The organism is Roseobacter sp. HKCC-CH-9351 (assembly GCF_037830295.1).
Lineage (GTDB): Bacteria > Pseudomonadota > Alphaproteobacteria > Rhodobacterales > Rhodobacteraceae > M30B80.
This window is the reverse complement of the sequence record NZ_JBBLYM010000001.1, coordinates 655,497-680,221: the sequence shown is the minus strand read 5'-3', so window position 1 is coordinate 680,221 and position 24,725 is coordinate 655,497. Positions and strand designations below refer to the sequence as shown.

Genomic DNA, 24,725 nt, shown 5'->3' with positions numbered 1-24,725 from the left:
AGCGACAACGCATCTCTTTTGTCCCTTCAAACAATGCCGCAGAGACAGTAGGGTAAGCCCAAAGAAGGGGGCAGGAATGACAGGCCAAATCACGCCAATGATGGCGCAATATCTTGAGGTGAAAGCCCGCCACGCGGATGCGTTATTGTTTTACCGCATGGGCGATTTCTATGAGATGTTTTTTGATGATGCTGTCACCGCCGCCGAGGCATTGGACATCGCCCTAACAAAGCGCGGTCAACATCTGGGCGAAGACATTCCTATGTGCGGTGTGCCCGTTCATGCGGCTGAGAACTATTTGCTGACATTGATCCGCAAAGGATTTCGCGTTGCCGTCTGTGAACAGCTCGAAGACCCCGCCGAGGCGAAAAAGCGCGGATCAAAATCGGTTGTTAAGCGCGATGTCGTGCGGGTTGTCACCCCGGGCACTTTGACCGAGGACAGCCTGCTTGACGCGCGGTGCCACAATTATCTAACGGCTTATTTTGAATCACGGGACGGATCAGCCGCACTTGCATGGTGCGATATGTCGACTGGGGGGTTTTGGGTGATGCCCGTAACCCCCGCACGGCTTGGCCCAGAATTGGCACGCCTCGCACCGCGCGAAATTCTTATCTCGGAAAACCTTGATCCTAGCCGCATTGCCTTAATCGAAGAAACTGGCGCAAGCGTGACACGCCTTGCACCGTCAAGTTTTGACAGCAGATCCGCAGAAACACGGCTCACCGATTTGTTCAAAGTCGACAGCCTAGAGGCCTTTGGCCAGTTTGAACGTCCTGATCTCTCCGCCATGGGGGCGGTGGTCGATTATTTGGACATCACGCAGAAAGGCAATTTGCCCCGCTTGCAACGGCCACAGCGGCAATCTTTGACGCGGGTGATGTTGATTGATGCCGCAACGCGGAAAAATTTGGAAATTACACAATCGCTGTCGGGCGGGCGCAAAGGCAGTCTTTTGGCGGTGATCGACAAAACTGTGACCAGTGCAGGTGGGCGTTTGTTGGAGCGGCGCCTTTCCGCCCCGTCCACAGATTTTGACGAAATCACAGCTCGACATGATGCGGCGACCTTTGCGCTGACGAATTCTTGGATTTCAGAAAGGCTGCGCGAGATTTTACGGAAAGTTCCTGACATGGAACGCGCGCTGTCACGCCTGTCCTTGGATCGGGCCAGTCCACGGGATTTGGCCGCAATCCGTTCTGGTCTGCGCCAAGCGCAGGAGGTGGCAGCACAGCTTGGTGGGATCGAACTTTCCTCGTTATGGCACAATTTAGTGACTGATCTGGTCGATCATGAACCCCTGATTGGGCTGCTGACAGATGCCCTGATTGAGGAGCCGCCTTTACTCGCCCGCGATGGGGGATTTGTTGCGTCAGGCTATCACCCTGAGCTGGATGAGATGCGCGCCCTTCGGGATGAGGGGCGTGGAATTGTCGCAAAAATGCAAGCCGACTATATTAGCACGGCAGGCATTCCATCCCTTAAGATCAAACACAACAATGTGCTTGGCTATTTCATAGAAACGACCGCCACCCACGCGGAAAAGATGCTATCTGCCCCCCTGTCCGAGCAGTTTATCCATCGCCAAACCACGGCCAATGCGGTGCGCTTTACCACAGTCAACTTGTCAGAACTCGAAACGAAGATCCTTAATTCTGGCGCGCGGGCGATTGAGATTGAGAAACAAATCTTTGAGACGCTGCGCCAAGAGATTTTAGCGCAGTTTGATCCCGTCATGCGCGCCGCATTTGCCCTCGCATCAGCGGATTTTTATCTAGCCTTGGCGCATATCGCGCGGGCACAAGATTGGGTGCGGCCAGAGATTACAAAAGATCGCGATTTTAATATTGTCGCAGGTCGCCATCCTGTGGTTGAGGACGCGCTTCACGGCAGCAAAGATCGCTTTGTTCCAAATGACTGCGCGCTATCCCCGCAGAGTGATGCCGCCGCCATACAATTGCTGACTGGCCCCAATATGGCGGGTAAATCAACCTATTTGCGGCAAAACGCATTGATTGTGATTTTGGCGCAAATGGGCGGTTTTGTGCCTGCAAGATCGGCAAAACTGGGATTGGTCAGCCAAGTTTTCAGTCGCGTTGGGGCCTCTGATGATCTAGCGCGCGGCAGGTCGACCTTCATGGTCGAGATGGTGGAAACAGCCGCGATTTTGAACCAAGCCGATCATCGCGCCTTGGTTATCCTTGATGAGATAGGGCGCGGGACAGCCACCTATGACGGGCTGTCGATCGCATGGGCCACGCTCGAATTTCTACATGATGTTAATAAGTGCCGCGCACTTTTTGCGACCCATTACCACGAATTAACCGCGCTTGCGGGCACCCTATCAGGCGCGCGCAATGCAACCGTTGCGGTCAAAGAATTTGAAGGTGAGATCGTCTTTCTTCACGAATTACGCGAAGGCGCCGCGGATCGATCCTATGGGGTTCAGGTTGCGAAACTTGCAGGATTGCCGCCTGCGGTGATTCATCGCGCCGAAGAAGTTTTGAAGAAACTGGAAAAGAATGATCGTGAGGGCGGCGCGCAGAAATCGCTGATTGATGATTTGCCGCTCTTTACCGCACAGCCTGCGCCACAGGCCCCCAAATCATCCCCGCTTGAGGATCGCCTGCACGCCGTGCATCCAGATGAGATGACGGCGCGCGAGGCGCTCGATTTGATTTACGACCTAAAGGCGTTGATAAAAGATTAGGATTTCGGTGTTGATGACACACCCACCTGCGCAGGGCGCAAAAGGCGATCATGCAACAGGAATCCTTCGGTCATAACCTGAATGATCTGGCCCGCTGTCGTGCCTGGAACGGGGGCCTCAAACATCGCCTGATGCATTTGCGGATCGAATTGGTCGCCCTCTTCGGGTTTCACGACTGTCACGCCATGTTTTGAGAAAACATTCAGAAGCTCGCGCAAGGTCAGCTCAATACCTTCAATCACGCTGCCAGCAACATCACGTTGCTCATCGCCAACAGCCGATAAAGCGCGGTTGAGGTTGTCATAAACAGGCAACAAATCGCGGGCGAGGCGGGTGCCGCCATAATGCTCGGCTTCGCGGCGATCCCGCTCGGCACGTTTGCGCAGATTTTCGGAATCCGCCATGACGCGCAACAAACGATCGCGCAGCTGATCCCGCTCCTCGGTCAGCGCAGTAATAACGCCTTCGGGGCTGGTATCAACATCTTCGCCAATGCCTTCAGCAAGGTCGATATCTTCCTCAGGCGCGTCAATATCATCAAGGAATTGCTCTTCCTGTGGCTCTGCCATCTTTCACCTCTTATGCACGATCAGAAATTAATTTCCCAACCAACTGTGCCGTGTAATCCACAATCGGCACGATCCGACCGTAATTGATGCGCGTTGGCCCAATCACGCCCACAGCGCCGATAATTTTCCGTTCCGAGTTCATATAGGGAGAGACAACCAAAGAGGAACCCGTAAGTGAGAATAACTTGTTCTCAGACCCAATAAAAATGCGCACACCATCGCCGCGATCGGTCAAATCAAGAAATTCCGCGATGTCCCGCTTGCGTTCGAGATCATCAAACAAGGATTTGATCTGTTCGAGATCTGCAATTTCTGGCGCATTGTCCAATAGATTCGCCCGCCCGCGAACAATAAGGCGCTCGCCCCGATGACCAGAATTTTCCCAAATCGCCAAGCCCTGTTCAATTAGCGATTTTGCAATTTCATCAATCTCGCGGCGGCGTGTTTTGACCTCTTGCTCCATCACCGCGCGCAAATCTGTAACGGTGCGCCCTTCTGCCCATGCGTTCACAAAATTCGCAGCCTCGCGCATCGCACTTGGCGTCAATCCAGGCGGTGGGGTGAATAGCCGATTTTCAACATGGCCATCGGCGAACACCAAAACAACAAGGGCTTTTTCGGTTGAGAGGGATACAAACTCAACATGTTTGATCGGCGCCTCGTGTTTCGGGGCAAGCACCAAACTGGCGCCATGGGTGATGCCCGACAATGCCTTGCCAATCCGATCCAAAGCCGTTGAAACCGTGTCGGAATTGCTTTGAACTGTCGCATCAAGGTGGGTTTTGTCGTCTTCGCCGAGTTCGGTAATCTCAAGCAACCCATCCACAAACATGCGCAGTCCCAAATGGGTGGGAACACGCCCCGCCGAAATATGCGGGCTGTCGAGCAGGCCGAGATATTCCAAGTCCTGCATCACATTTCGGATAGTGGCGGCTGAAATCTGTTCGGTCATGTTGCGGGTCAGGCTGCGTGATCCAACGGGCTCACCAGTGGAAAGATAGCCCTCAACCACGCGGCGAAAAACTTCGCGCGATCTCTCGCTCAACTCAGCGAGAATTTGTGATGTTTCACTCATTCTTCAGCCCCAAATCATCACCTAATTTCTGCGAATGGGCCGCAGATGATCAATCCTGCTTGCAACTGCCCCTTTACTGCGACTATCCCACAGAGGTGGATCACAAGGAGATATTTATGCGTCCTTCAGGCAGAAACCTAGATGAAATGCGAAAAATTTCTATTGAAACTGCCGTGATGCGCCATGCGGAAGGGTCGTGTTTGATCAAATGCGGCGATACCCATGTTCTGTGTTCCGCCACAATCGAAGAGCGCGTGCCGCCTTTTTTGAAAAATTCTGGTTTGGGATGGGTCACCGCTGAATATGGGATGCTACCACGCGCCACGCATACGCGGGGGCGGCGTGAGGCTGCGGTTGGCAAACAATCGGGACGCACACAGGAAATTCAGCGTCTCATTGGTCGCGCATTGCGGGCGGGCGTGGATCGCTCCGCGTTGGGTGAACGTCAAATTACCATCGACTGCGATGTTATGCAGGCGGATGGTGGAACGCGCTGCGCCTCTATCACCGGGGGTTGGGTCGCATTGCGACTTGCTGTGAATAAGCTGCTTGCCTCTGGCGCCATTACATCTGACCCGATTTTGGATAATGTTGCCGCCGTCTCTTGCGGCATTTACGCGGGCCAACCTGTTCTTGATCTCGATTACCCCGAAGATTCAGAGGCTGGAACCGATAGTAACTTTGTTATGACCGGCGCAGGTAAGCTGATTGAGATTCAAGCCAGCGCAGAGTCAGCGACTTTTTCCTTGGATGAATTCGCAGAATTGCAAAAGCTTGCTCCGAAAGGCGTTGCAGAGCTTGTTTTGGCGCAAAACGCGGCGGTTGCGTGATGCGGAAATTCACCTCAAACACTTTGCTTGTGGCCACCCATAATCAAGGCAAACTTGAGGAAATATCTGCGCTTTTGACGCCATTTGGCATCAAGACCGTGTCCGCCAAGGATCACGATCTGCCCGAACCCGAAGAAACAGGCACAACTTTTATCGAAAACGCGCGGATCAAGGCCCATGCTGCCGCCAAGGCAACAGGTCTACCCGCTTTGGCCGATGACAGCGGTATTGAGATTGACGCGCTTGGAAATACTCCTGGTGTTTACACGGCTGATTGGGCCGAAACCCCGAACGGGCGCGATTTTGTAATTGCCATGCAGCGCGCCCATGATGAGCTAGAGGCTGCAAACGCCCCACATCCACGCCTCGCGCGGTTTTGCTGCACGCTTGTCCTTGCATGGCCCGATGGCCATGACGAGATATTCGAAGGCGTTATGGCGGGTCAGGTGGTTTGGCCAATGCGGGGTGACCAAGGACACGGCTATGACCCGATTTTCCAACCCGAAGGCTATGACATCACCTTTGGTGAGATGGATCGTTGGGAAAAAAACAAAATCAGTCACCGCGCTGATGCATTTGCGAAATTGGTGAGCCTGTTTGAACAAGCGTGACGATTGGGAAAATGGCGGCTTTGGGATTTATATCCACTGGCCCTTCTGTCAGGCTAAATGCCCCTATTGCGATTTTAACTCGCATGTATCGCAGTCCATTGATCAATCACGCTGGAAACATGCCTATCTGAGTGAAATTGATCGATTGGCCGCTGAATGCGGCGGGCGCGTTCTAAAGTCGGTGTTTTTTGGCGGCGGCACGCCATCTTTGATGGATGGGGATCTGGTCAACGCCATTGTCGCGCGGATTTTACAGCACTGGCCCGCGGCAAATGGTCTAGAGATTACCCTAGAGGCCAATCCGACCTCTGCGGAGGCAAGTCGATTTAAACAGTATCACGAAGCGGGCGTTTCGAGACTGTCTATGGGCATCCAGGCCCTAAATGACCCTGATCTCAAAGCACTCGGTCGCCTGCATGGCGCCGAGGAAGCCTTGCGCGCCTTTGACATTGCGCGCGGCATCTTTCCCCGTGTCAGTTTTGATTTGATCTATGCGCGGCAGCATCAAAGCCTAGAGGATTGGCGCACGGAGTTGCGCCGCGCCCTCTCTTTAGGGTTAGATCACTTATCCGCCTATCAGCTCACAATCGAAGAGGGCACCGCCTTTGGCGCACGTGCCAAGATCGGCAAGCTCGATGGCCTACCCACTGAAGACTTGGCCGTTGATATGTATGATGTGACCCAAGAACTCTGCGATAGTGCGGGATTGCCGGCATATGAGGTGTCCAACCATGCCAGCGATTTGGCGCAGTCTCGGCATAACTTGGTTTATTGGCGCTACGGCGATTATCTCGGCATAGGGCCTGGGGCCCATGGGCGTTTAACGCTCGGCGGCGTGAAATACGCGACAGCGACACCGCTTTCGCCAAATCTGTGGCTGGATCAAGTGAACCGAACGGGTTCAGGTGAAACCGCACGGGAAGAAATTTCTTCGTATGATCAAGCTGTTGAGGCGTTAATGATGGGGTTACGCCTCAGTGAAGGCGTATCTCTTGCACGGATCAAAAACCTATCAAATATAGCAGTTAATTTAGAAAAGTTGAATGAATTCAAAGATTTAGGGTTAATCGATCTAAATGGCGACAGGCTGAGTTGCACTGCGTCTGGACGGCCCGTGCTGAATGGCGTGTTGCGCGGCTTATTGGCCTAGGCCCCGCTCCCCAAACGGCGCATCAGCTCATCCAAGGCTTCGAGATCTTTATAGATGATTAAGATCTTACCAGCCCCAGACCCTAAATCATGACTGATATCCACCTTCATCCCCAAGACGGCTGACAAATCCGCCTCAATCGCGCGGGTATCAGCGTCTTTATTTGGTGCTGTTGGGCGCGGAGATTTAGATTTATCGCCTGCCGCGCTTGCCAGTTTTTCCGCCTCGCGCACCGATAACCCTTTGGCAATGATCTCGCGTGCCAGTTCCAAGGCATTAGGCGTTGTGATCAGGGCACGCGCGTGACCCGCTGACAGGCGCCCTTCGCGCAGCATAGCCTGCACATCATCAGGCAACTGCAAAAGACGCATTAAGTTTGCAATATGGCTGCGGCTTTTCCCCATCGCCTGAGCCAGTTTTTCTTGGGTATGGCCAAAACGATCAATCAGCTGCCGATACCCCATTGCCTCTTCGATTGGATTCAGATCAGCGCGCTGAATATTTTCGATAATCGCGATCTCGAGAACCTCAACATCTGTGAAATCCCGAATAATGACGGGCAATTCATGCAATTGCGCCATTTGCGAAGCGCGCCAGCGGCGTTCGCCAGCAACAATCTGATAATCACCATCATGGTTTGGATCGGCGCGCACGATAAGAGGCTGAATAATGCCCTTTTCCTTAATCGATGCGGCAAGCTCCTCCAGTGCTTCTGGGGTGAAATTACGGCGCGGCTGTTCGGGATTAGGACGAATACGTTCAATCGGCAGTTTGGTATCCGCACGGCGCGCTGGGGCAGGTTGCGATCCCTCGATATCTTGCGCTGGCGCGGCATTCGAGGTTGGGCTCTTCCCCACATCAAAGTCTTGCATCAACGCAGACAGACCACGCCCCAAACCGCGTTTATCCCGTTTACTCATTATCTTCTCCTAGCGCAACTTTACCGCATCGTGGCGCGCCACGATTTCTTCTGCAAGCGCCTTATAGGCAAGCGCGCCTGTTGAGGTTGCATCATAATCCAAAACAGTTTGCGCAAAGGATGGCGCTTCAGACAGGCGAACATTGCGCGGGATTTTGGTTTCATAAACCAATTCCCCCAAGGTTTGCCGTGCATCATCTTCAACCAATTTTGAAAGGTTATTCCGAAGGTCATACATCGTCAAAACCACGCCTTCGATGCGCAACTCCGAATTTGCACCCTCACGAACTTGGCGCACTGTCAACATGAGCTGTGACAAACCTTCCAATGCGAAAAATTCGGCCTGAAGGGGCACCAAGACAGAATCCGCAGCGACCAAAGCGTTAACTGTTAAAAGGCTTAAGGATGGCGGACAATCCATGAAAACATAATCATAGGCGCGCAAATCCGCCGCGCTAAGCGCATTGCGCAATAGGATAATACGTTTTTCATTATCGCTGAGTTCAACATCAGCCGAGCTGAGATCGGTTGTCGCGGGGACAACATCAATGCCATCAACCTTGGTTTTCTGCGTCACATCCGCTAGTTTCGCTCCCTCAATCAGCAAATCATAGCTTGAGAGATCACGATCTTCGACACCCAACCCGGTCGAGGCATTGCCCTGTGGGTCAAGGTCAATCAGCAAAACACGTTTGCCCATTGCAGCCAATGCGGCGCCAAGATTGATTGTTGTGGTTGTTTTTCCAACCCCGCCTTTTTGGTTGGCAATCGCGATAATTCGTAGAGAGGCGCGTTCAGACACGGCGTAATTCCTTTATTTCTATGATTTGACCGTCGTCACTGGTTACGCTCGGATGAGTCTTGATCGACATCTGCCACGATTCCTTTGCGGTGTCGATTTCTTGCGGGGCAGATTGGCCCTTTAAAAACAAACATTGCCCATCTGTTGCTAAATGGCGATAGGACAGCGTGCAAAGCTTGGACAAATCGCTAAGCGCGCGGGCAGAAATGATGTCAGCATTTTGGGGCGGCGCGTCTTCGATCCTGCGGGACATCACATTTATAGATATCCCGACCTGACGCGCGACATCCCGCGAGAACGCGCATTTGCGCAAATCAGATTCTATGAAATGAAAGCTGATATATGGGGATTTTTCTGCTGCAATAATTGCGCAAACCAATCCAGGAAAACCGCCGCCACTGCCCATATCTAGCCATTTTCCACTGGATTTTGCCGCCAATGGAAAGATTTGTGCAGAATCTACGATATGGCGGGACCAGGCATCAGGTAGTGTTGCAGGGGCTACCAAATTGATCGCCTTTTGCCATTTCACCAACATATCAACGTAAATCTGCAATCGATCCAATGTTTCACGTGAAACAACGGAGCTAAGATATACCTGCGCTTCGCCTTCGGTCATGCGGATTTCCGTTGAATTTGGCGCAGTTTTGTCAGGATTAACGTCAAGGCGGCTGGGGTCATGCCATCAATTCGGCCTGCTTGCCCCAAATCACGTGGCTGCACTTTGGTCAATTTCTGCCGCAATTCTGTTGATAGCCCCTCGATCTCCATAAAATTCAGGGTTTCGGGGATTAATTGCGCTTCGTCTCGCTTAAGCGCCTGAACATCGCGCTCTTGGCGTTCAATATAGGCGGCATATTGCGCCTCTCGATTAATCTGCGCCTTTGTCGCCGCACTCTGGTCGATCAATTCGGGCCAAATGGCCTCAAGATCGGAAAATTCTATGTCGGGGAAGGCCAAAAGCTCGACCCCGTTACGGCGCTGACCATCTTGGTTCATATTTAGCCCGTACTTCTTTCCCTCAGATGGCGTCAGATTATGGTTCCGCAGGAGGGTGTAGCAGACGTCAATCTGGACCATCTTGTCTTCGAATAAACGCTTGCGCGTCTCGTCCACTGTGCCGAGATCAATACCAAGCGGTGTAAGACGCTGATCCGCATTGTCCGCGCGCAAAGAAAGACGAAATTCGGCGCGCGAGGTGAACATGCGATAGGGTTCGCTGACACCGCGGGTCACCAAGTCATCAATCATCACGCCGATATAGCTTTCACGGCGCGAGAATATCACTACATCCCGCCCCTGCGCGGAACGCGCTGCATTAACACCCGCCACAAGCCCCTGCGCGGCCGCCTCTTCATATCCCGTTGTGCCATTGATTTGCCCAGCGAAATAAAGGTTTTTTACAGCCTTAACCTGCAAATCGGCCCCAAGCGCGCGGGGGTCTACAAAGTCATATTCAATCGCATATCCTGGTTGAAGGATCTCAACCGCCTCTAACCCAACCATCGAGCGGACATAATCCACCTGAACATCAGCGGGAAGCGAGGTTGAAATCCCGTTTGGATAGATAGTGTGATCCTCTAGACCTTCAGGCTCAAGGAACACTTGATGCGAGGTTTTGTCAGCAAATCGCACAATCTTATCTTCAATAGAGGGGCAATACCGGGGCCCGATCCCCTCAATATGCCCGCCATACATCGCAGAGCGGCCAAGATTGTTGCGGATAATCTCATGCGTTTTTTCATTGGTATGCGTAATACCGCAGGCAATTTGGCGCACATGTGGCTTATTCGATAGGAAAGAAAATAGGACAGGATCATCATCCGCGGGTTGGGTTTCTAAAATATCCCAATTAATCGTGCGCCCATCCAAACGCGGCGGCGTGCCTGTCTTCAAACGGCCAAGTGGCAGGGCAAAACTGTCGATCCGCTGCGCCAATTTCACCGAAGGCTTATCACCCATTCGCCCACCAGGCATACTTTTGTCGCCAATATGGATAACCCCACGCAGGAATGTGCCTGTTGTCAAAACCACTGATTTCGCTGAAATCTCGGCACCATCCGCCAAAACAACGCCTGACACTGCCTCGTCAGTGCCAAGAAAATCGGCTACCTCACCCGCTATAATTGACAAATTCTCTGTTCTGGCGAGCAGATCTTGCATCGCAGCGCGGTATAGTCTGCGGTCAGATTGCGTGCGCGGGCCCTGAACCGCAGGGCCTTTGCGGCGATTCAGCAAGCGAAACTGAATACCTGATCGATCCGCAGCCAAACCCATAACACCCCCTAGGGCATCAATCTCACGCACCAGATGGCCTTTACCCAAGCCGCCAATGGCTGGATTACAGGACATAACGCCAATATTATCTAAGGATAATGTGACAAGCGCGGTTTTTGCGCCGGCCCGCGCGGCTGTATGAGCGGCCTCTGCACCTGCATGGCCACCCCCAATCACAACAACATCGAAATCATGATGTTTCACGTGAAACACTCCGCTTTTCTTATTTACCGAGGCAAAACTGCGAAAAGATTTCGCCCAAGACCATTTCAACATCGACACGGCCAATCAGCGAATCTAGCTTTCTTATAGCATATCGCACATATTCCGCAGCTATGTCTGTGTGACTATCGCCTTTTGCAAGCGCAATCAGCGCATCATCCAGGCCTTGCCGCGCATCAAGCATCGCTTGGCGATGGCGCATATGGGTTGCGGTGGCAACATTGGCCGCGCGATCCGATAGGCGCGCTGAAATTAACGCGATCAACTCATCCACGCCCTGACCTGTCTGTCCTGATACGGAAATCCCGCTGCCGCTCTGTATGTCGGCCTTACCCAATATGGATATATCATCAACGTCCAGATCAAAGGGCGGCTGTTCCTTTGGGTTAGATTTCAGAAAAACCCGCAAATCTGCGGATTTTGCGCGATCTATCGCCCGCTCAACACCGATGGATTCAATCATATCCATGCTGTCACGGATGCCAGCGGTATCGAGTAGCGTCACAGGCAGGCCACCGAGATCAAGGCGCACCTCAATCACATCGCGGGTTGTTCCTGCGATTTCTGAGGTGATGGCGATGTCCCGCCCAGAAATAGCGTTCAAAAGCATGGATTTGCCTGCGTTTGGCGCACCGATTATAGCGACCTCAAACCCGTCACGGATGCGCTCAGCCACCAAACTGCCTGCAATTTCGACATCCAAACTCTGCACCACTTGCGTGATAAGGCCCTGTACCTCAGGGGTCACGTCAGTGGGCACTTCCTCATCCGCGAAATCGATCGTCACTTCGATGAGAGCTGTCGCGCGCAACAAATACTGCCGCCACGCCTCAACCAATTTTCCCAAATGTCCCGAAAAAACGCGGTTGGCTTGGCGTCTTTGTGCCTCTGTTTCTGCATTGATGAGATCACCCAGGCCTTCAACCTGAGCAAGATCAAGCTTATTATTTTCAAGGGCGCGGCGGGTAAACTCGCCAGCTTCGGCCATACGGGCGCGGTCAGTTTCTGACAAAGCCGCAAGAACGGCTTTCACGACTGCAGGGCTGCCATGGCAATGCAGCTCAATCACATCTTCGCCTGTAAAGCTATGCGGGGCCTGAAATCGCAACGCCAAAACATGGTCAATAATCTGGTCTTTGTTCTTGAAAGGTCGAAGCCGAAATTGACCAACATCTGGAAGGCCGCCAAGAAATTTTGAGCATAAATCGACTGCCTCCGCACCCGATACACGAATAACGGAAACGCCCGCCCGACCATTGGCCGAGGCGAGCGCGAAGATGGTATCCGCAATGAAGCCCGGCATCTTAGGTGTTCATGGAGTCGAAGAATTCCGAGTTCGTTTTGGTCTGTTTCAATTTAGAAATCAGGAATTCTATCGCGTCTGTAGTGCCCATTGGATTCAAGATGCGGCGCAAGACATAGGTCTTTTGCAAATCGCCCTTATCGACCAAAAGGTCTTCCTTACGGGTGCCAGATTTCAAGATATCCATAGCTGGGAAGACCCGCTTATCCGCCACTTTACGATCCAGCACGATTTCCGAGTTACCCGTGCCCTTAAATTCTTCAAAGATCACTTCATCCATACGGCTGCCCGTATCGATCAAGGCGGTTGCGATAATTGTCAGCGATCCACCTTCTTCGATGTTACGCGCCGCACCAAAGAAACGCTTAGGGCGTTGCAGGGCGTTCGCGTCAACGCCGCCTGTCAAAACCTTGCCCGATGATGGGACAACAGTGTTATACGCGCGCCCCAAACGCGTAATAGAATCGAGCAAAATAACAACATCGCGTTTATGCTCGACAAGCCGCTTTGCTTTTTCGATGACCATTTCCGCCACCGCAACGTGACGCGTTGCAGGTTCGTCAAAGGTTGACGATACAACCTCACCCTTAACTGACCGCTGCATATCCGTCACTTCTTCGGGGCGTTCATCAATCAGCAAAACAATCAAATAGCACTCTGGATGGTTCGTTTCGATAGAATGCGCAATGTTCTGCAAAAGCACGGTTTTACCCGTGCGTGGCGGGGCAACAATTAAGGCACGCTGGCCTTTACCGATGGGCGATACCAAATCAATGATGCGTGCAGAACGATCTTTGATTGTTGGATCTTCAATCTCCATCTTCAACCGCTCATCAGGATAAAGCGGCGTCAAGTTATCAAAGGCAACCTTATGGCGCGCCTTTTCTGGCACCTCAAAATTGATCTTGGAAACTTTGGTGAGGCCAAAGTAATTCTCTGTCTCGCGTGGTGCAGCAATCACACCCTCGACTGTGTCACCCGTGCGCAAGCTATGCTGACGGATCATATCAGGCGATACGTAAATATCGTCCGGGCCTGGGAGATAATTGGCCTCGGGTGAGCGTAAGAACCCGAACCCGTCTTGCAAAACTTCCAGAACACCATCGCCGTAAACATCCCACCCTTCTTCAGCGCGCTCTTTGAGAATAGCGAACATCATGTCGCCTTTGCGCATGGTCGAGGCGTTCTCGATCTCCAGCTCTTCTGCCATAGATAGAAGATCTTTAGGTGATTTTGCCTTTAGATCAGCAAGGTTGAGAGAATTAACTGTCATGAGAGTTCCATATGTCCCTTGAGACGCATCGCGTTTAAGGGCTCTTGCACAATTGGGAAGGATAGAGATCGGATGACCGCTTGGCCTGTCTTCTACGCAGAGATGGAACTCAAGTCAATCTGCAGCTCAGCGCGTAAAATTTTGCCAATGTTAAAAAAGAAAATAATAATTTTAAGAAAAGGGTGATGATTTAGTTGTGCGGTGCAAAACTTTGGAAACTTAGTTATCATTATCTTATCAACAAGCACTCCACTGGGTATGATATTTACCCCCACAAATCTAAATTCTATAAAAATAAATAATATCAGATAGTTAGCGAAAAAATACGAGTGAAAAGCTGTGGAAAAAATTGGGATATGTCCGTGTCTGTCGTATTTTTTCCGATCTACTAGGATAGAAATTACACCCGTGGATAACCGAAAGATAATTTTTCGCCTCGCAGCAATAACCTGTGGTTGAAGCGGCGCATGCGACTATGTCATCACTTGATCCAAAGGGTTATCCCCAAGACTTCCCACGGAATTATCCAATGCAAAAAATCATCTTGGCGTCCCAATCGGCAATCCGACAGCAGCTTTTGCAGAACGCTGGGGTGTCATTTATCGCAGAAAATGCGCGAATCGATGAATCGTCATTAAAGACATCATTGTTGGCCGAAGGTGCCCCGCCACGCGATTTGGTAGATCAATTGGCCGAGGCGAAAGCCGCCAAACTTGCGCGAAAAAATTCTGACGCTGTTGTTATTGGCTGTGATCAGATTTTGGAATTTGAGGGTAATGTTCTATCAAAACCAGACAGTCTGGAGGACGCGCGCGCGCAATTGACGATGCTCCGTGGAAAATCGCACAAACTTATGTCCGCTGCGGTGATCTATCACGAGGCTCAGCCAATTTGGCGCCATATTGGTGTCGTGCGTCTCTTTATGGCAGAATTTAGTGACAGCTATCTTGACGCCTACCTTTCCCGCAATTGGCTCGATATCGCACAGGCAGTTGGCGCTTATATGCTTGAATCCGAGGGCATTCGCCTGTTTTCTCGGATCGAGGGCAGCTATTTTGATGTTTTGGGCCTGCCACTCACCGAGGTTTTGAACTTCTTGGCGCTGCGAGGTTTTATAGAAAGATGACAGCATCGGTGCCACTTGCGGCTGTTATTGGTGACCCAATTGATCATAGCAAATCCCCCGTGTTGCATGGGTTTTGGCTGCGGGCCTATCAGATTTCGGGCCATTATGTGCCGCTGCATGTAACATCTACCGACTTAGAACAGGTTCTGGCTGCGATGCCGCGGATGGGGTTTGTTGGCGCAAATGTGACGATTCCCCATAAAGAAACCGTTTTGGATTTGGCCGATATTGTCACTGATCGCGCGCGTGCGATTGGCGCCGCCAATACCCTAACCTTTCACAAAGATGGCAAAATCGAGGCTGATAACAGCGATGGCTACGGATTTCTTGCCAATATTCAACAAAACGCGCCCGCATTCGATGCAAAGGATGGCCCTGCTGTTATTCTTGGCGCGGGCGGCGCGGCAAAGGCGGTCATCTATGCTTTGCTAGAGGCAGGCGCACCGCAGGTGCGGGTGCTGAACCGTAATCTTGATCGTGCGAAAAACCTATCTGCCCGATTTGGGGATCGTGTTTCTATGCATGAGGTGTCAGATCTTCCAAGCCTTCTTGGGGATTGTAACCTTCTGGTGAACAGCACATCGCTGGGCATGATAGGCCAGCCACCCCTTGCGGCGGATTTGAGTAATTTACCAAAAACCGCCGTTGTGAACGATATCGTTTATGCCCCTCTTGAAACGGATCTCTTAAAACAAGCGCGCGCCATGGGCGCAATCGCAGTTGATGGTTTGGGGATGCTGTTGCACCAAGCCGCGCCTGGTTTTGCGAAATGGTTCGGAAAAGAGCCCGCTGTGACCGATGATCTGCGCCGCGCGGTTTTGGCGAAATGAGTTTTCTTCTTGGTCTTACGGGCTCAATCGGGATGGGCAAAAGCACCACCGCAGATATGTTTCGTGAGGCGGGTGTTCCTGTGTGGGATGCCGATGCGACAGTGGCCAAACTTTATGCCAAAGGTGGCGCTGCGGTGGCACTGCTTTCAGCGTTGAATATGGGGTTGATCCAAAATGACGCGGTGGATCGTGTAGCATTGAAAAATTGGGTCAAAACAGACCTGAACGCGCTCAATTGGCTTGAATCTCATATTCACCCTCTCGTCGCCGCAGATCGAGCCAAATTCATTGACGACCATGCAGATCAGTCCCTGATTGTTTGTGACATTCCGCTTCTTTATGAAACAGGTGCGGATCAATGGCTGGATGCCGTTTTGGTTGTGACCACTGATGCCCAAACGCAGAAAGCCCGCGTCATGGCACGAGCGGGAATGGATCCTGAGCTATTTCATCAAATTCTTGTGCGCCAGATGCCAAGTTCTGAAAAAATTGCCCACGCGGATTATGTGATAGAAACAAATAGCTTTGAGGGCGCGCGCAAAGCCGTGCATGATTTGATCAACGATTTAACGGCAAGGGCAACGTGATGCGCGAGATTGTTCTAGACACCGAAACCACAGGGTTTGAGCCGTCCGAAGGCCACCGCATTGTCGAAATTGGCGCGGTTGAATTGTGGAACCACCTGCCAACAGGCAAGACATACCACCAATACATCAACCCTGAACGCGCGATGCCGCAAGAGGCGTTTAACGTGCATGGATTGGGCGATGAGTTTTTGGCCAATAAACCAGTTTTTGCCGCCATTGCGCAAGATTTTCTGGATTTTGTCGGTGATGCAAAGCTGGTCATTCACAATGCAAGCTTCGATATGAAGTTTTTGAATGCAGAACTTGGATGGGTGAACAAACCGCTTTTGCCAAATGATCAGGCGATCGACACGTTGGCTATAGCGCGGCGCAAATTCCCTGGATCACCCGCAAGCCTTGATTCCCTATGTCGCCGTTTTGGTGTCGATAATTCTATGCGCGAAAAACACGGCGCGCTTTTGGATTCGGAAATCTTGGCCGAGGTCTATTTCGAGTTGATCGGGGGCAAGCAGCCTGACTTTGCCCTCTCGCCAGATGATCAGGACAAAGATCGTGATGTTGTACGGCCAATGCGGCGCGCCTCTGCGCGGCCAGAACCCCTTAAGCCGCGTTTAACAGATGAGGAAACCGCCGCCCATCATGACTTTATCTCCGAGATGGGCGACAAGGCTGTTTGGATGCGTTAACGCTTAGGCATCTGCCTTTTGTTCGGTCATTTTGCGCGCCAATTCATTGCGATAAAGCGCAACAAAATCAATCGTGTCGAGGTTCAGCGGCAAATACCCACCGTCCCGCGTGACGTCTGAAACGATGCGGCGGATGAACGGGAAAAGCATCCGAGGGCATTCGATCATCAGATACGGGTGGAGCTGTTCTTCGGGCACGTTGTCGATGTGGAAAATACCAGCATAATCAAGGTCGACGCGAAAGATTGGTTCAGGGGCGTCCCCTTTGGTTTTCGCTTCAATCGTCACTTTTACGATGACGTCATACTGCTTTTCCGTGGGCCGCTTTCCGCCATCGAGCGCGACACGCAATTGAATGTCGGGCTGACCCGCGCCTTGAACCGATTTTTGCGCTGCGATGTTCTCAAACGACAAATCTCGCACGAATTGTCCCAAGATTTTCATTTGCGGCGTTACGGGTTGTTGTTGTGTTGCGCTGTCTTGCGCTGCATCCGCATCTTTTTTCGCCATTTTTCATCTCCCAAAGGCAAATTTTTAAGGCGTCTTAACAGCCCGATCCAAAAGCCTCAATGCCGTGTCCACCCCGATGGGCCATGCGGGTCTGTATCTAAGATCTCGCCATCTTCATCTATGATTGTGCCAGATTGGCTGCGAAAATTGGCTTGGCTTTGAAAACTGGTGGTTTTTATGTGTGATTTGACCTGAAGGATCAAAAATTGTCGAACGCGCGGCACCAACAAGGAAAATCCAATCACATCGGTGAAAAATCCAGGTGTTAGCAACAGGGCGCCCGCAATTAGGATCATCGCCCCATGGGCCAGCGGCTCGGTTGGGTCATTTAATTCGTTAAAGCTGGTGCGGATTTGCGACAGCGCCAGTGATCCTTGTGATCTGACCAACCATGTCCCCAAAATTGCCGTTAAAACGACCACAGCCAAGGTTGGCCATAACCCAATAAATCCGCCAATTTGTATGAACAAGCCAATCTCAATCAGCGGAATCGCTAGAAAAAGAACAAATAGCCACATTTTTTCAGCCTTTCCCGCAGATAGTCGGTAAAACCGCGCCCAGCTTCATGGACTTGGCCCCCTTCCCTCCCTACATATGAACCTCAAGCGCAGTCTAAAACCCCTGCGGCAACATTAGCCTGTATCAAAATTGGATTGAGACCCACATGAACTCATCATTTCTTTCCCTTTTGGTTCTCGCGGCAATCGCGATCTTTTTGATCCTGCGGTTGCGCGCCGTTCTTGGCACGCGTGAGGGGTTTGAGAAATCGCCCGAAGTCGTAAAAACCTCAAAATCTGCACAATCCCGTAATTTTGAGGTGATCGAGGGCGGCCCTGATCGGGATATCACCGATCATGTTCCTGAAGGATCAGAAAGCGCCCGTGCCTTGGCCGCGATGAAATCCGCAGAGCCCAGTTTCGCGGTGGGAGAATTTTTGACTGGTGCGCGCGGCGCCTATGAAATGATTCTCATGGCGTTTGAACGTGGCGATATTTCGGAAGTGCGCGATTTCCTATCCCCCGAGGTTGCCGAGAGCTTTGACGAGGTTATCGAAGCGCGCCGTGCGCAAGGCCTTGAGATTGAAGCAAACTTTGTGGGCCTCAATGATATCGCTGTTCAAGAAGCCCAGTTTGACGTCACCTCGCGCGAGGGTGAGGTCACGGTTCGCTTCGCTGCAGAACTGACCTCTGTGGTGCGCAACTCTGATGGTGAAATTGTCGAAGGCAGCGCAACCGAAATCAAACGCCAGCGGGACGTTTGGACCTTCGCCCGCGAAATGGGAAGCCGCAATCCAAATTGGGTTTTGGTTGCCACAGGCGGCTGATCCTAGCGTAAGGACTGCGTGGTGACTTATCCCCAACCCATAGGATTTTCCGATCTTTTGGGTTGGGATGACGAGGATTACGCCGAAATCCTTTCAATTTTCCAATCTCAAACGGATTTGGCGATAGCTGACCTTGTGACAGCCGCCCGCAGTGTTCGCCCCTCACAGGCCCGCGCGTTTTTTCAATCAAATTTTCAGCCTCTCAAACTTGGCCCCGCCTTTGCAGGACATATCACGGGATATTATGAACCCGTTTTGCCCGCCCGCGCCGCGCCAGATGCTGAATACAGGTTCCCGCTGTACGCCGCCCCAAAAGATATGCCGGAGATTTGGGCGACACGCGCCGAAATCGAAGCGGGCAACTTGCTTTCGGCGCAAGGATTGGAACTGGTCTATCTCAACTCGCGCATAGACCAGTATTTTTGCCATATCCAAGGATCTGTTGCCGTGACCTACCCAGATGGTGAGACGCGCCGCTTTGGGTTTTCGGCAAAAAACGGGCATCCCTATCGTTCCATTGGGGCTGAATTGGTCGCGATGGGCGAAATCAGTGCGAAACAGATCACCGCAGATTGGGTCAAAGATTGGCTGAGGCACCATCCCGACCAAATGGACGCGCTTTTACAGAAAAACCCCTCCTATATCTTCTTTGAACCGCATCACAAAAATGGCGCGGTCGGTGCCACAGGGCAGGTTTTGACCGCGAACCGCTCGCTTGCGATTGATCCCGCATATATCCCTTATGGTCTGCCCGTCATGGTTGCAGGCGAGACGCGTGCGGCGCGGATTTATTTTGCCCAAGATTGTGGTTCTGCCATTAAAGGCGCGCAGCGGGCCGATATTTTCTGTGGATCAGGTGATGCTGCGGGCAGGAGTGCGGGCGCAATAAATGAACCCGCCAGCTTGACCGTGCTTTGGCCCAAGGGTCATGATTTGCCCAATGGATGGGCAGGATAAGCCATGGCGAAAAAACCAAAAAACCTAAGCAGCGAAGACCGCGTTTTATGGGATCGCGTTGCACGCAGTGCTAAGCCATTGAAACGTGCCGCCGCCAATTTCTATCTTGCAAAACCCGACACGGCGGCCATTCCCCCGCGTGAGATTGTCGATTTTACGCCAAAGTTAGATCTCAGTGACTTTGACATTGGGCTGACAGCCCCATCTGAGAAACCGCAAAACCCGCCCGAAAAGCGCCCCGTTCGTATGGATAAAAAATTGCATGGCCGCATGGTGCGGGGAAAGTTGCAGCCAGAGGCGAAAATTGACCTTCACGGCATGACACAGGCCCAAGCCCATCCTGCGTTGCAGCGATTTATCCTTGACTGCCATGCGCGTGGATATCGTTTGGCCCTTGTGATTACGGGTAAGGGCAATCTGTCTAGCGGCCCCCATTATGACCCGATTGCGCCCGCCCGTGGGGTATTGCGGCAAAACGTGCCACGGTGGCTGCGCCACCCATCAATCGCGGGCTATATCCTTGATATTCGTGAGGCGCATATTCGCCATGGCGGGGCGGGTGCGCTCTATGTCTATCTCAGGAAATAGAGACTATAACACATAGCGGCTAAGATCGGCCTTACCTGCCAAGTCGGCGAGATAGGTTTGCACATATTTTTCATCAACGACCACGCCTTCGCCGCTTCTGTCAGGCGCGGTAAAGCTCAGCTCCTCGAAAACACGCTCCAGCACGGTATAAAGGCGCCGCGCACCGATATTCTCGACCGATTTATTCACATCTGCCGCGATTTTGGCCAAGGCTTTGATCCCATCTTCGGTGAACTCAACAGTCACGTTTTCGGTCGCCATCAAAGCGGAATATTGGCGGGTCAGGGCATTATCGGTTTCTGTCAAAATGCGGGAGAAATCATCCTCAGTCAGTGCCTGCAATCCTACCCGTATGGGCAAACGCCCCTGAAGTTCTGGCAACAGGTCAGAGGGTTTTGCGATGTGAAATGCGCCAGAGGCAATGAACAGGATATGGTCTGTTTTCACTGGCCCATGTTTTGTCGAGACTGTTGTCCCTTCAATCAGAGGCAATAGATCACGCTGCACCCCTTCGCGGCTGACATCCGCCCCGCGGGTTTCCGCGCGCGCGGCGACCTTGTCAATTTCGTCAATAAAGACGATGCCATTTTCTTCAACGGCCCGAATGGCCTCTTTCGTGACTGTTTCTTGATCCAAAAGCTTATCAGCTTCTTCACCGATAAGGATTTCATAGCTCGCCGCCACAGTCATCTTCTTGCGGATTTTCCGCCCGCCAAAGGCCTTGCCGAATATATCGCCAAGGTTCATGCCGCCGCCCATTGGCCCCATTTGCGGCTGGCCTGGAACTTCAAACATGGCCATTGGGTTGGATTGATCCGCAACTTCCAATTCAATGACAGTGTCGTCCAATTCCCCTGAGCGAAGTTTTTTGCGGAACATCTCGCGGGTTTGGTCGCGCGCATCGGTGCCCGCAAGCGCCTCGATCACACGATCTTCGGCGGCTTTGTGCGCTTTGGCGGTAACTTCTTCGCGCATATGGTCGCGCACCATAATTTGCGCGGCATCGACCAGATCACGGATGATCTGCTCGACATCACGACCGACATAGCCCACCTCTGTAAATTTTGTCGCCTCAACTTTGAGAAACGGGGCGCGGGCCAGTTTCGCCAAACGGCGGCTGATTTCTGTTTTACCCACCCCAGTCGGCCCGATCATTAGAATATTTTTTGGGTAAACTTCATCACGCAAATCATCCCCAAGTTGCTTGCGCCGCCACCGATTGCGCAGGGCAACCGCCACCGCGCGCTTTGCGTCGGCTTGCCCAATGATGAAACGATCCAATTCCGATACGATTTCGCGGGGGGTCAGGTCGGTCATTTTGTGATCCGCTCCACTGTGAGGTTGCCATTGGTATAGACGCAAATATCAGCCGCAATTTCCATTGCGCGGCGGGCCACATCTTCGGCGGACTTATCGCTATCCATCATCGCGCGGGCCGCGGCCAATGCGTAATTTCCCCCCGACCCAATCGCGGCAATCCCGTGTTCTGGTTCTAAAACATCGCCCGCGCCCGTGATGACATAGAGCTCGGATCCATCTGTGACGATCAACATCGCCTCGAGCTTTTGTAAATACTTATCCGTGCGCCAATCTTTCGCCAATTCAACACTGGCGCGCTGTAATTGGCCTGGTGTTGCCTCAAGCTTTGTTTCGAGACGCTCAAGCAGGGTAAACGCATCTGCTGTCGACCCTGCAAATCCTGCGACCACCTCATACCCGCCCGGGGAAAGGCGGCGGACTTTGCGTGCTGTGCCTTTGATCACGGTTTGGCCAAGACTGACTTGACCATCACCTGCAACCACAACCTCGTTACCCTTGCGCACACCGATAATGGTTGTGCCATGCCAATCTGGAAAACTATTCGACATGTTTACCCTTTCATGTTCCGCTCAATATGGAAGCGGCACGATCAGATCACAACCACCGCTTCGGCCAATTTTTGCGGCGGGGCACACGAAAGGCTAGCATCGGCATCATCCATGCTTTGCGAAATCTATTAAGATCAAGCGATTCATGAACCCCTGTCACGGTCTCACCATTGATTTTGGTTCGCACCATAGCACGGTTGTAAAATGGGGCGTCCAACATGGGCCGAACCTCATGTGGGGCAAAATCTGGATCCGCGCGGGTTTCACGGCGCACCCCCCAAAATGCGGACTTAAACCTTGCAGTGCGCGGCGCATCAACGGGCGATGCCTTGCCCGTTTCATCAAAGGCAATGGCGGCCGCAAGATTGCTGCCATTGCAGCGCGTTGCATCATAGAAGCAACAAGCGCCCTCTCGCGTTGGAAAGCGGCCCCATGTCCAGTAATCAAAATCTTCCTCTAAGGCGCGAGTGCCAAAATTCGCATCAAAATATCCATGCCCAGACCATGACCAACCTGCATTTTCGAGACGAACCTGGATATCGGCAACGGGTGCGAAAGGGCGCCAAATATGCGCACCATCATCGCAGAGCGGCAATTCCACATTCGTCACTGCGCGTGGGGTTAGTGTCACTTTGCCGCGCAACCGCCCGCCATGTGGTGTTGTGCGTTCATCAATATGAATGGTGAGGGCTGAACCGTCCCAAGACAGGCGACTAGGGCCTATTTTCATTTCTGTTTCCGAAAGCTCTAGCGCATCTCGGCCCCTATCTGTCATCGTCCAACGGCCGCCTTTGCCATAGGTGACAACATTCAAGCAGCAATGATCTTCGGGGTCTTTGCGCCCCGACCAACGATACCACGGCGAGAAAACTGAACCTATGAAGGCGATGATCGAAATAGCCTTGGTTCCGTCATCGCTTATGCCGTCGATATACCACCACGCATAGCCGTTGGGCGGGACGGCAAGGTTAAAGAATGGTCCGTCAAGATCGCCTCGGCCGCGTGCCGTCCTGAGAGGCAGGCCATCGGAATTCCCGCCCCCGGATGGGTGCCCCCCCCCGCCAAGTATAGACCCTTGAGAGAGGTCCGCGCCCGCGGCCGTTTCAATGCTGCCGTCATTCCATGTGGGCTCAGCCCGTAAAGGGATCCGCGCGAGGCGGGAAACATCGTTGCGAAATCCTGTGGTGTCATCAATGCGCTGTCGGGGATCGGGTCGGGAAAGATCAACCCGCGATCCGCTAATGTTTGGAATGTCAGATGACGACATGCGGCCACCTCCCTTTCTGTTGGGGCCTCGGTCGGCGCGCCGTTCATGATAATTTCAAATCTTTGCAGCGCCGTATCTGTGTTAGAGTTGAGCCCAGAATCCTGAGCGCAGATATAAAGCGTTGGATCACGCGGCAGCGCACCATTTTCGATAGGGTCAAATTCGCTGCGTTGGTCATCACCAAAAAATACGTTGTGATGGGCCAGGGTCTTGCCCCAAGCGCGGGAGGCGAAACTCCAAACATAGGCAGATAGGCTGCGCGGTTCGACCTGTGCGCGGGTGACACGCGGCGCGTGGTCTTGGCCCAAAAGCCCAATATGAATCGCGCGCGGGTCACCATTAAACACCACAATATCTGCCGCAACATGCCGACCATCTGAAAGGGTGACGCCAGTGACATGATCCGCATCTTTTGTAACGGCCTCGATGGATTGCCCAAGCTGAAACTCGATACCCATGGATTGCCCGATATTTTGCATTGCGCGGGCCAGTTGATGCACGCCGCCTTTGACCCGCCACACACCCGCCGCCTCGGATTGCCAAATCAGCGAAAGCAGCGCGGGGCTAAGATAAGGGTTGCCGCCAACATAAGTGGAATAGCGCGCAAAAACTTGTGCCAAACGGGGATCGCTGAACCGCTTAAAAACCGCTTGCGCCAAAGTTTGGTGCGGGGCCATTGCGCGCATCAGATGGGGTGATTTCAAGACCGTGAGCGTCAAATCCGTTTGTCGCGGATGAGCGCGCAGCATCATTGGCCCCTCGAATGCTGAAAAAAGCGCGGCCGTATCTTGGTGGAATTTGAGAAACTCGCCGCGTGCCTTGGAACCTGAAAAGTGATCAATAGCCGTAAGCGTTTCTTCGAGATTAGCATGAAAATCTAACTCGCTGCCATCTGGCCAGAAATGGCGGGCAAGGATGTCATCCCGTGTTAGGGTCACATGATCCTCAAGCCTCAAACCTAATGTTTGAAACAGCTCGTCAAACACATGGCGCATCGTCACCACTGTTGGCCCCGCATCAATCGGTCCCGCCGCAGATGGCACTTGCCGCATTTTGCCGCCGACATGGGGCATCGCATCAAAGACTGCGACCTGACATCCCGCATGCGCGAGGCGCAGCGCGGTTGAAAGACCGCCCATACCTGCACCGATCACCACGGCGCGGGGCCTGACAGGTGCAATAGGGCGGGTCACAGTGTTGCGTCTTTCATTAGGGCCACTCGCGAGATTATGTCAGATATT

The 24,725-nt window shown here is 52.6% G+C and carries 25 protein-coding genes; 11 read left to right on the top strand and 14 right to left on the bottom strand.

Features of this window, described 5'->3' with window-relative positions:
* Positions 1-76: 76 nt before the first annotated feature.
* Positions 77-2,710 (top strand): DNA mismatch repair protein MutS, encoded by a 2,634-nt coding sequence (mutS, locus tag AAC632_RS03495; protein ID WP_340298103.1) that lies wholly within the window; start codon positions 77-79, stop codon positions 2,708-2,710.
* Here mutS and AAC632_RS03490 read toward each other — a convergent pair.
* Both AAC632_RS03490 and hrcA read right to left on the bottom strand, forming a co-directional pair.
* Complete coding sequence (locus AAC632_RS03490; protein ID WP_340262593.1) at positions 2,707-3,279, bottom strand: nucleotide exchange factor GrpE; 573 nt, start codon at positions 3,277-3,279, stop codon at positions 2,707-2,709. The two genes, mutS and AAC632_RS03490, sit on opposite strands and share 4 nt — an antisense overlap.
* A 10-nt stretch (positions 3,280-3,289) precedes the next feature.
* Positions 3,290-4,354, bottom strand: coding sequence for a heat-inducible transcriptional repressor HrcA (gene hrcA, locus AAC632_RS03485; protein ID WP_340298105.1), 1,065 nt, complete (start codon positions 4,352-4,354; stop codon positions 3,290-3,292).
* Between the two features lie 116 nt (positions 4,355-4,470).
* Here hrcA and rph point away from each other — a divergent pair, with 116 nt between their 5' ends.
* Genes rph through hemW form a run of 3 tightly spaced genes read left to right on the top strand, consistent with a single transcriptional unit; the run spans position 4,471 to position 6,945 of the window.
* Complete coding sequence (gene rph, locus AAC632_RS03480) at positions 4,471-5,184, top strand: ribonuclease PH (protein ID WP_340298106.1); 714 nt, start codon at positions 4,471-4,473, stop codon at positions 5,182-5,184.
* On the top strand, positions 5,184-5,795 hold the full coding sequence (gene rdgB, locus AAC632_RS03475; RefSeq protein WP_340298107.1) for an RdgB/HAM1 family non-canonical purine NTP pyrophosphatase: 612 nt from the start codon (positions 5,184-5,186) through the stop codon (positions 5,793-5,795). Before rph ends, rdgB begins: the two co-directional genes overlap by 1 nt.
* Positions 5,782-6,945: a radical SAM family heme chaperone HemW gene (hemW, locus tag AAC632_RS03470; protein WP_340298108.1), complete on the top strand. Its 1,164-nt coding sequence runs from the start codon at positions 5,782-5,784 to the stop codon at positions 6,943-6,945. The genes rdgB and hemW overlap by 14 nt, the downstream gene beginning before the upstream one ends.
* Here hemW and AAC632_RS03465 read toward each other — a convergent pair.
* From AAC632_RS03465 to rho, 6 genes are read right to left on the bottom strand one after another with little or no spacing between them, the layout of a single operon-like run.
* Positions 6,942-7,865: a ParB/RepB/Spo0J family partition protein gene (locus tag AAC632_RS03465; RefSeq protein ID WP_340298109.1), complete on the bottom strand. Its 924-nt coding sequence runs from the start codon at positions 7,863-7,865 to the stop codon at positions 6,942-6,944. The genes hemW and AAC632_RS03465 overlap by 4 nt on opposite strands.
* A 9-nt stretch (positions 7,866-7,874) precedes the next feature.
* Complete coding sequence (locus AAC632_RS03460; RefSeq protein WP_340298111.1) at positions 7,875-8,666, bottom strand: ParA family protein; 792 nt, start codon at positions 8,664-8,666, stop codon at positions 7,875-7,877.
* Positions 8,659-9,285: a 16S rRNA (guanine(527)-N(7))-methyltransferase RsmG gene (gene rsmG / locus AAC632_RS03455; RefSeq protein WP_340298113.1), complete on the bottom strand. Its 627-nt coding sequence runs from the start codon at positions 9,283-9,285 to the stop codon at positions 8,659-8,661. The genes AAC632_RS03460 and rsmG overlap by 8 nt, the downstream gene beginning before the upstream one ends.
* Entirely contained in the window at positions 9,282-11,156 is a 1,875-nt protein-coding gene (gene mnmG / locus AAC632_RS03450; protein ID WP_340298115.1) for a tRNA uridine-5-carboxymethylaminomethyl(34) synthesis enzyme MnmG, read from the bottom strand. The genes rsmG and mnmG overlap by 4 nt, the downstream gene beginning before the upstream one ends.
* Before the next feature lie 10 nt (positions 11,157-11,166).
* Positions 11,167-12,468 carry a tRNA uridine-5-carboxymethylaminomethyl(34) synthesis GTPase MnmE gene (mnmE, locus tag AAC632_RS03445; protein WP_340298117.1) on the bottom strand — a complete coding sequence of 434 codons (1,302 nt, stop codon included), beginning with the start codon at positions 12,466-12,468 and terminating at the stop codon, positions 11,167-11,169.
* A gap of 1 nt (position 12,469) precedes the next feature.
* Positions 12,470-13,741, bottom strand: coding sequence for a transcription termination factor Rho (gene rho / locus AAC632_RS03440; RefSeq protein ID WP_317657073.1), 1,272 nt, complete (start codon positions 13,739-13,741; stop codon positions 12,470-12,472).
* Between the two features lie 529 nt (positions 13,742-14,270).
* Between rho and AAC632_RS03435 the strand changes: the two genes are divergently transcribed.
* From AAC632_RS03435 to dnaQ, 4 genes are read left to right on the top strand one after another with little or no spacing between them, the layout of a single operon-like run.
* Complete coding sequence (locus AAC632_RS03435; protein ID WP_340298119.1) at positions 14,271-14,867, top strand: Maf family protein; 597 nt, start codon at positions 14,271-14,273, stop codon at positions 14,865-14,867.
* Positions 14,864-15,697 carry a shikimate dehydrogenase gene (locus AAC632_RS03430; RefSeq protein WP_340298120.1) on the top strand — a complete coding sequence of 278 codons (834 nt, stop codon included), beginning with the start codon at positions 14,864-14,866 and terminating at the stop codon, positions 15,695-15,697. Before AAC632_RS03435 ends, AAC632_RS03430 begins: the two co-directional genes overlap by 4 nt.
* Positions 15,694-16,284: a dephospho-CoA kinase gene (gene coaE, locus AAC632_RS03425; RefSeq protein WP_340298122.1), complete on the top strand. Its 591-nt coding sequence runs from the start codon at positions 15,694-15,696 to the stop codon at positions 16,282-16,284. The genes AAC632_RS03430 and coaE overlap by 4 nt, the downstream gene beginning before the upstream one ends.
* Complete coding sequence (gene dnaQ, locus AAC632_RS03420) at positions 16,284-16,970, top strand: DNA polymerase III subunit epsilon (RefSeq protein WP_340298124.1); 687 nt, start codon at positions 16,284-16,286, stop codon at positions 16,968-16,970. The genes coaE and dnaQ overlap by 1 nt, the downstream gene beginning before the upstream one ends.
* 3 nt (positions 16,971-16,973) lie before the next feature.
* On the opposite strand, the gene secB is transcribed toward dnaQ, so the two are convergent.
* Together secB and AAC632_RS03410 are read right to left on the bottom strand one after the other, a co-directional pair.
* Positions 16,974-17,480 (bottom strand): protein-export chaperone SecB, encoded by a 507-nt coding sequence (secB, locus tag AAC632_RS03415; RefSeq protein WP_340298125.1) that lies wholly within the window; start codon positions 17,478-17,480, stop codon positions 16,974-16,976.
* Positions 17,481-17,536: 56 nt separating this feature from the next.
* Positions 17,537-17,998: an FxsA family protein gene (locus AAC632_RS03410; RefSeq protein WP_340298126.1), complete on the bottom strand. Its 462-nt coding sequence runs from the start codon at positions 17,996-17,998 to the stop codon at positions 17,537-17,539.
* Positions 17,999-18,144: 146 nt separating this feature from the next.
* On the opposite strand from AAC632_RS03410, the gene AAC632_RS03405 reads away from it, so the two are divergent.
* From AAC632_RS03405 to AAC632_RS03395, 3 genes are read left to right on the top strand one after another with little or no spacing between them, the layout of a single operon-like run.
* The gene (locus AAC632_RS03405; RefSeq protein WP_340262627.1) at positions 18,145-18,804 is read left to right on the top strand and encodes a Tim44/TimA family putative adaptor protein; all 660 of its coding nucleotides are present in this window, start codon (positions 18,145-18,147) and stop codon (positions 18,802-18,804) included.
* A gap of 21 nt (positions 18,805-18,825) precedes the next feature.
* A complete protein-coding gene (gene mltA, locus AAC632_RS03400; protein ID WP_340298128.1) occupies positions 18,826-19,761 on the top strand; it encodes a murein transglycosylase A in 936 nt (311 codons plus the stop codon).
* A 3-nt stretch (positions 19,762-19,764) separates the two neighbouring features.
* The gene (locus tag AAC632_RS03395; RefSeq protein WP_340298129.1) at positions 19,765-20,349 is read left to right on the top strand and encodes a Smr/MutS family protein; all 585 of its coding nucleotides are present in this window, start codon (positions 19,765-19,767) and stop codon (positions 20,347-20,349) included.
* A gap of 3 nt (positions 20,350-20,352) precedes the next feature.
* Here AAC632_RS03395 and hslU read toward each other — a convergent pair whose 3' ends face one another.
* Genes hslU through crtD form a run of 4 tightly spaced genes read right to left on the bottom strand, consistent with a single transcriptional unit; the run spans position 20,353 to position 24,677 of the window.
* On the bottom strand, positions 20,353-21,666 hold the full coding sequence (gene hslU, locus AAC632_RS03390) for an ATP-dependent protease ATPase subunit HslU (protein ID WP_340298130.1): 1,314 nt from the start codon (positions 21,664-21,666) through the stop codon (positions 20,353-20,355).
* Positions 21,663-22,217: an ATP-dependent protease subunit HslV gene (hslV, locus tag AAC632_RS03385; RefSeq protein WP_340262636.1), complete on the bottom strand. Its 555-nt coding sequence runs from the start codon at positions 22,215-22,217 to the stop codon at positions 21,663-21,665. Before hslV ends, hslU begins: the two co-directional genes overlap by 4 nt.
* A gap of 46 nt (positions 22,218-22,263) precedes the next feature.
* The gene (gene crtC / locus AAC632_RS03380; protein WP_340298775.1) at positions 22,264-23,139 is read right to left on the bottom strand and encodes a carotenoid 1,2-hydratase; all 876 of its coding nucleotides are present in this window, start codon (positions 23,137-23,139) and stop codon (positions 22,264-22,266) included.
* Positions 23,136-24,677 carry a 1-hydroxycarotenoid 3,4-desaturase CrtD gene (crtD, locus tag AAC632_RS03375; protein WP_340298131.1) on the bottom strand — a complete coding sequence of 514 codons (1,542 nt, stop codon included), beginning with the start codon at positions 24,675-24,677 and terminating at the stop codon, positions 23,136-23,138. The genes crtC and crtD overlap by 4 nt, the downstream gene beginning before the upstream one ends.
* Positions 24,678-24,725 lie beyond the last annotated feature (48 nt).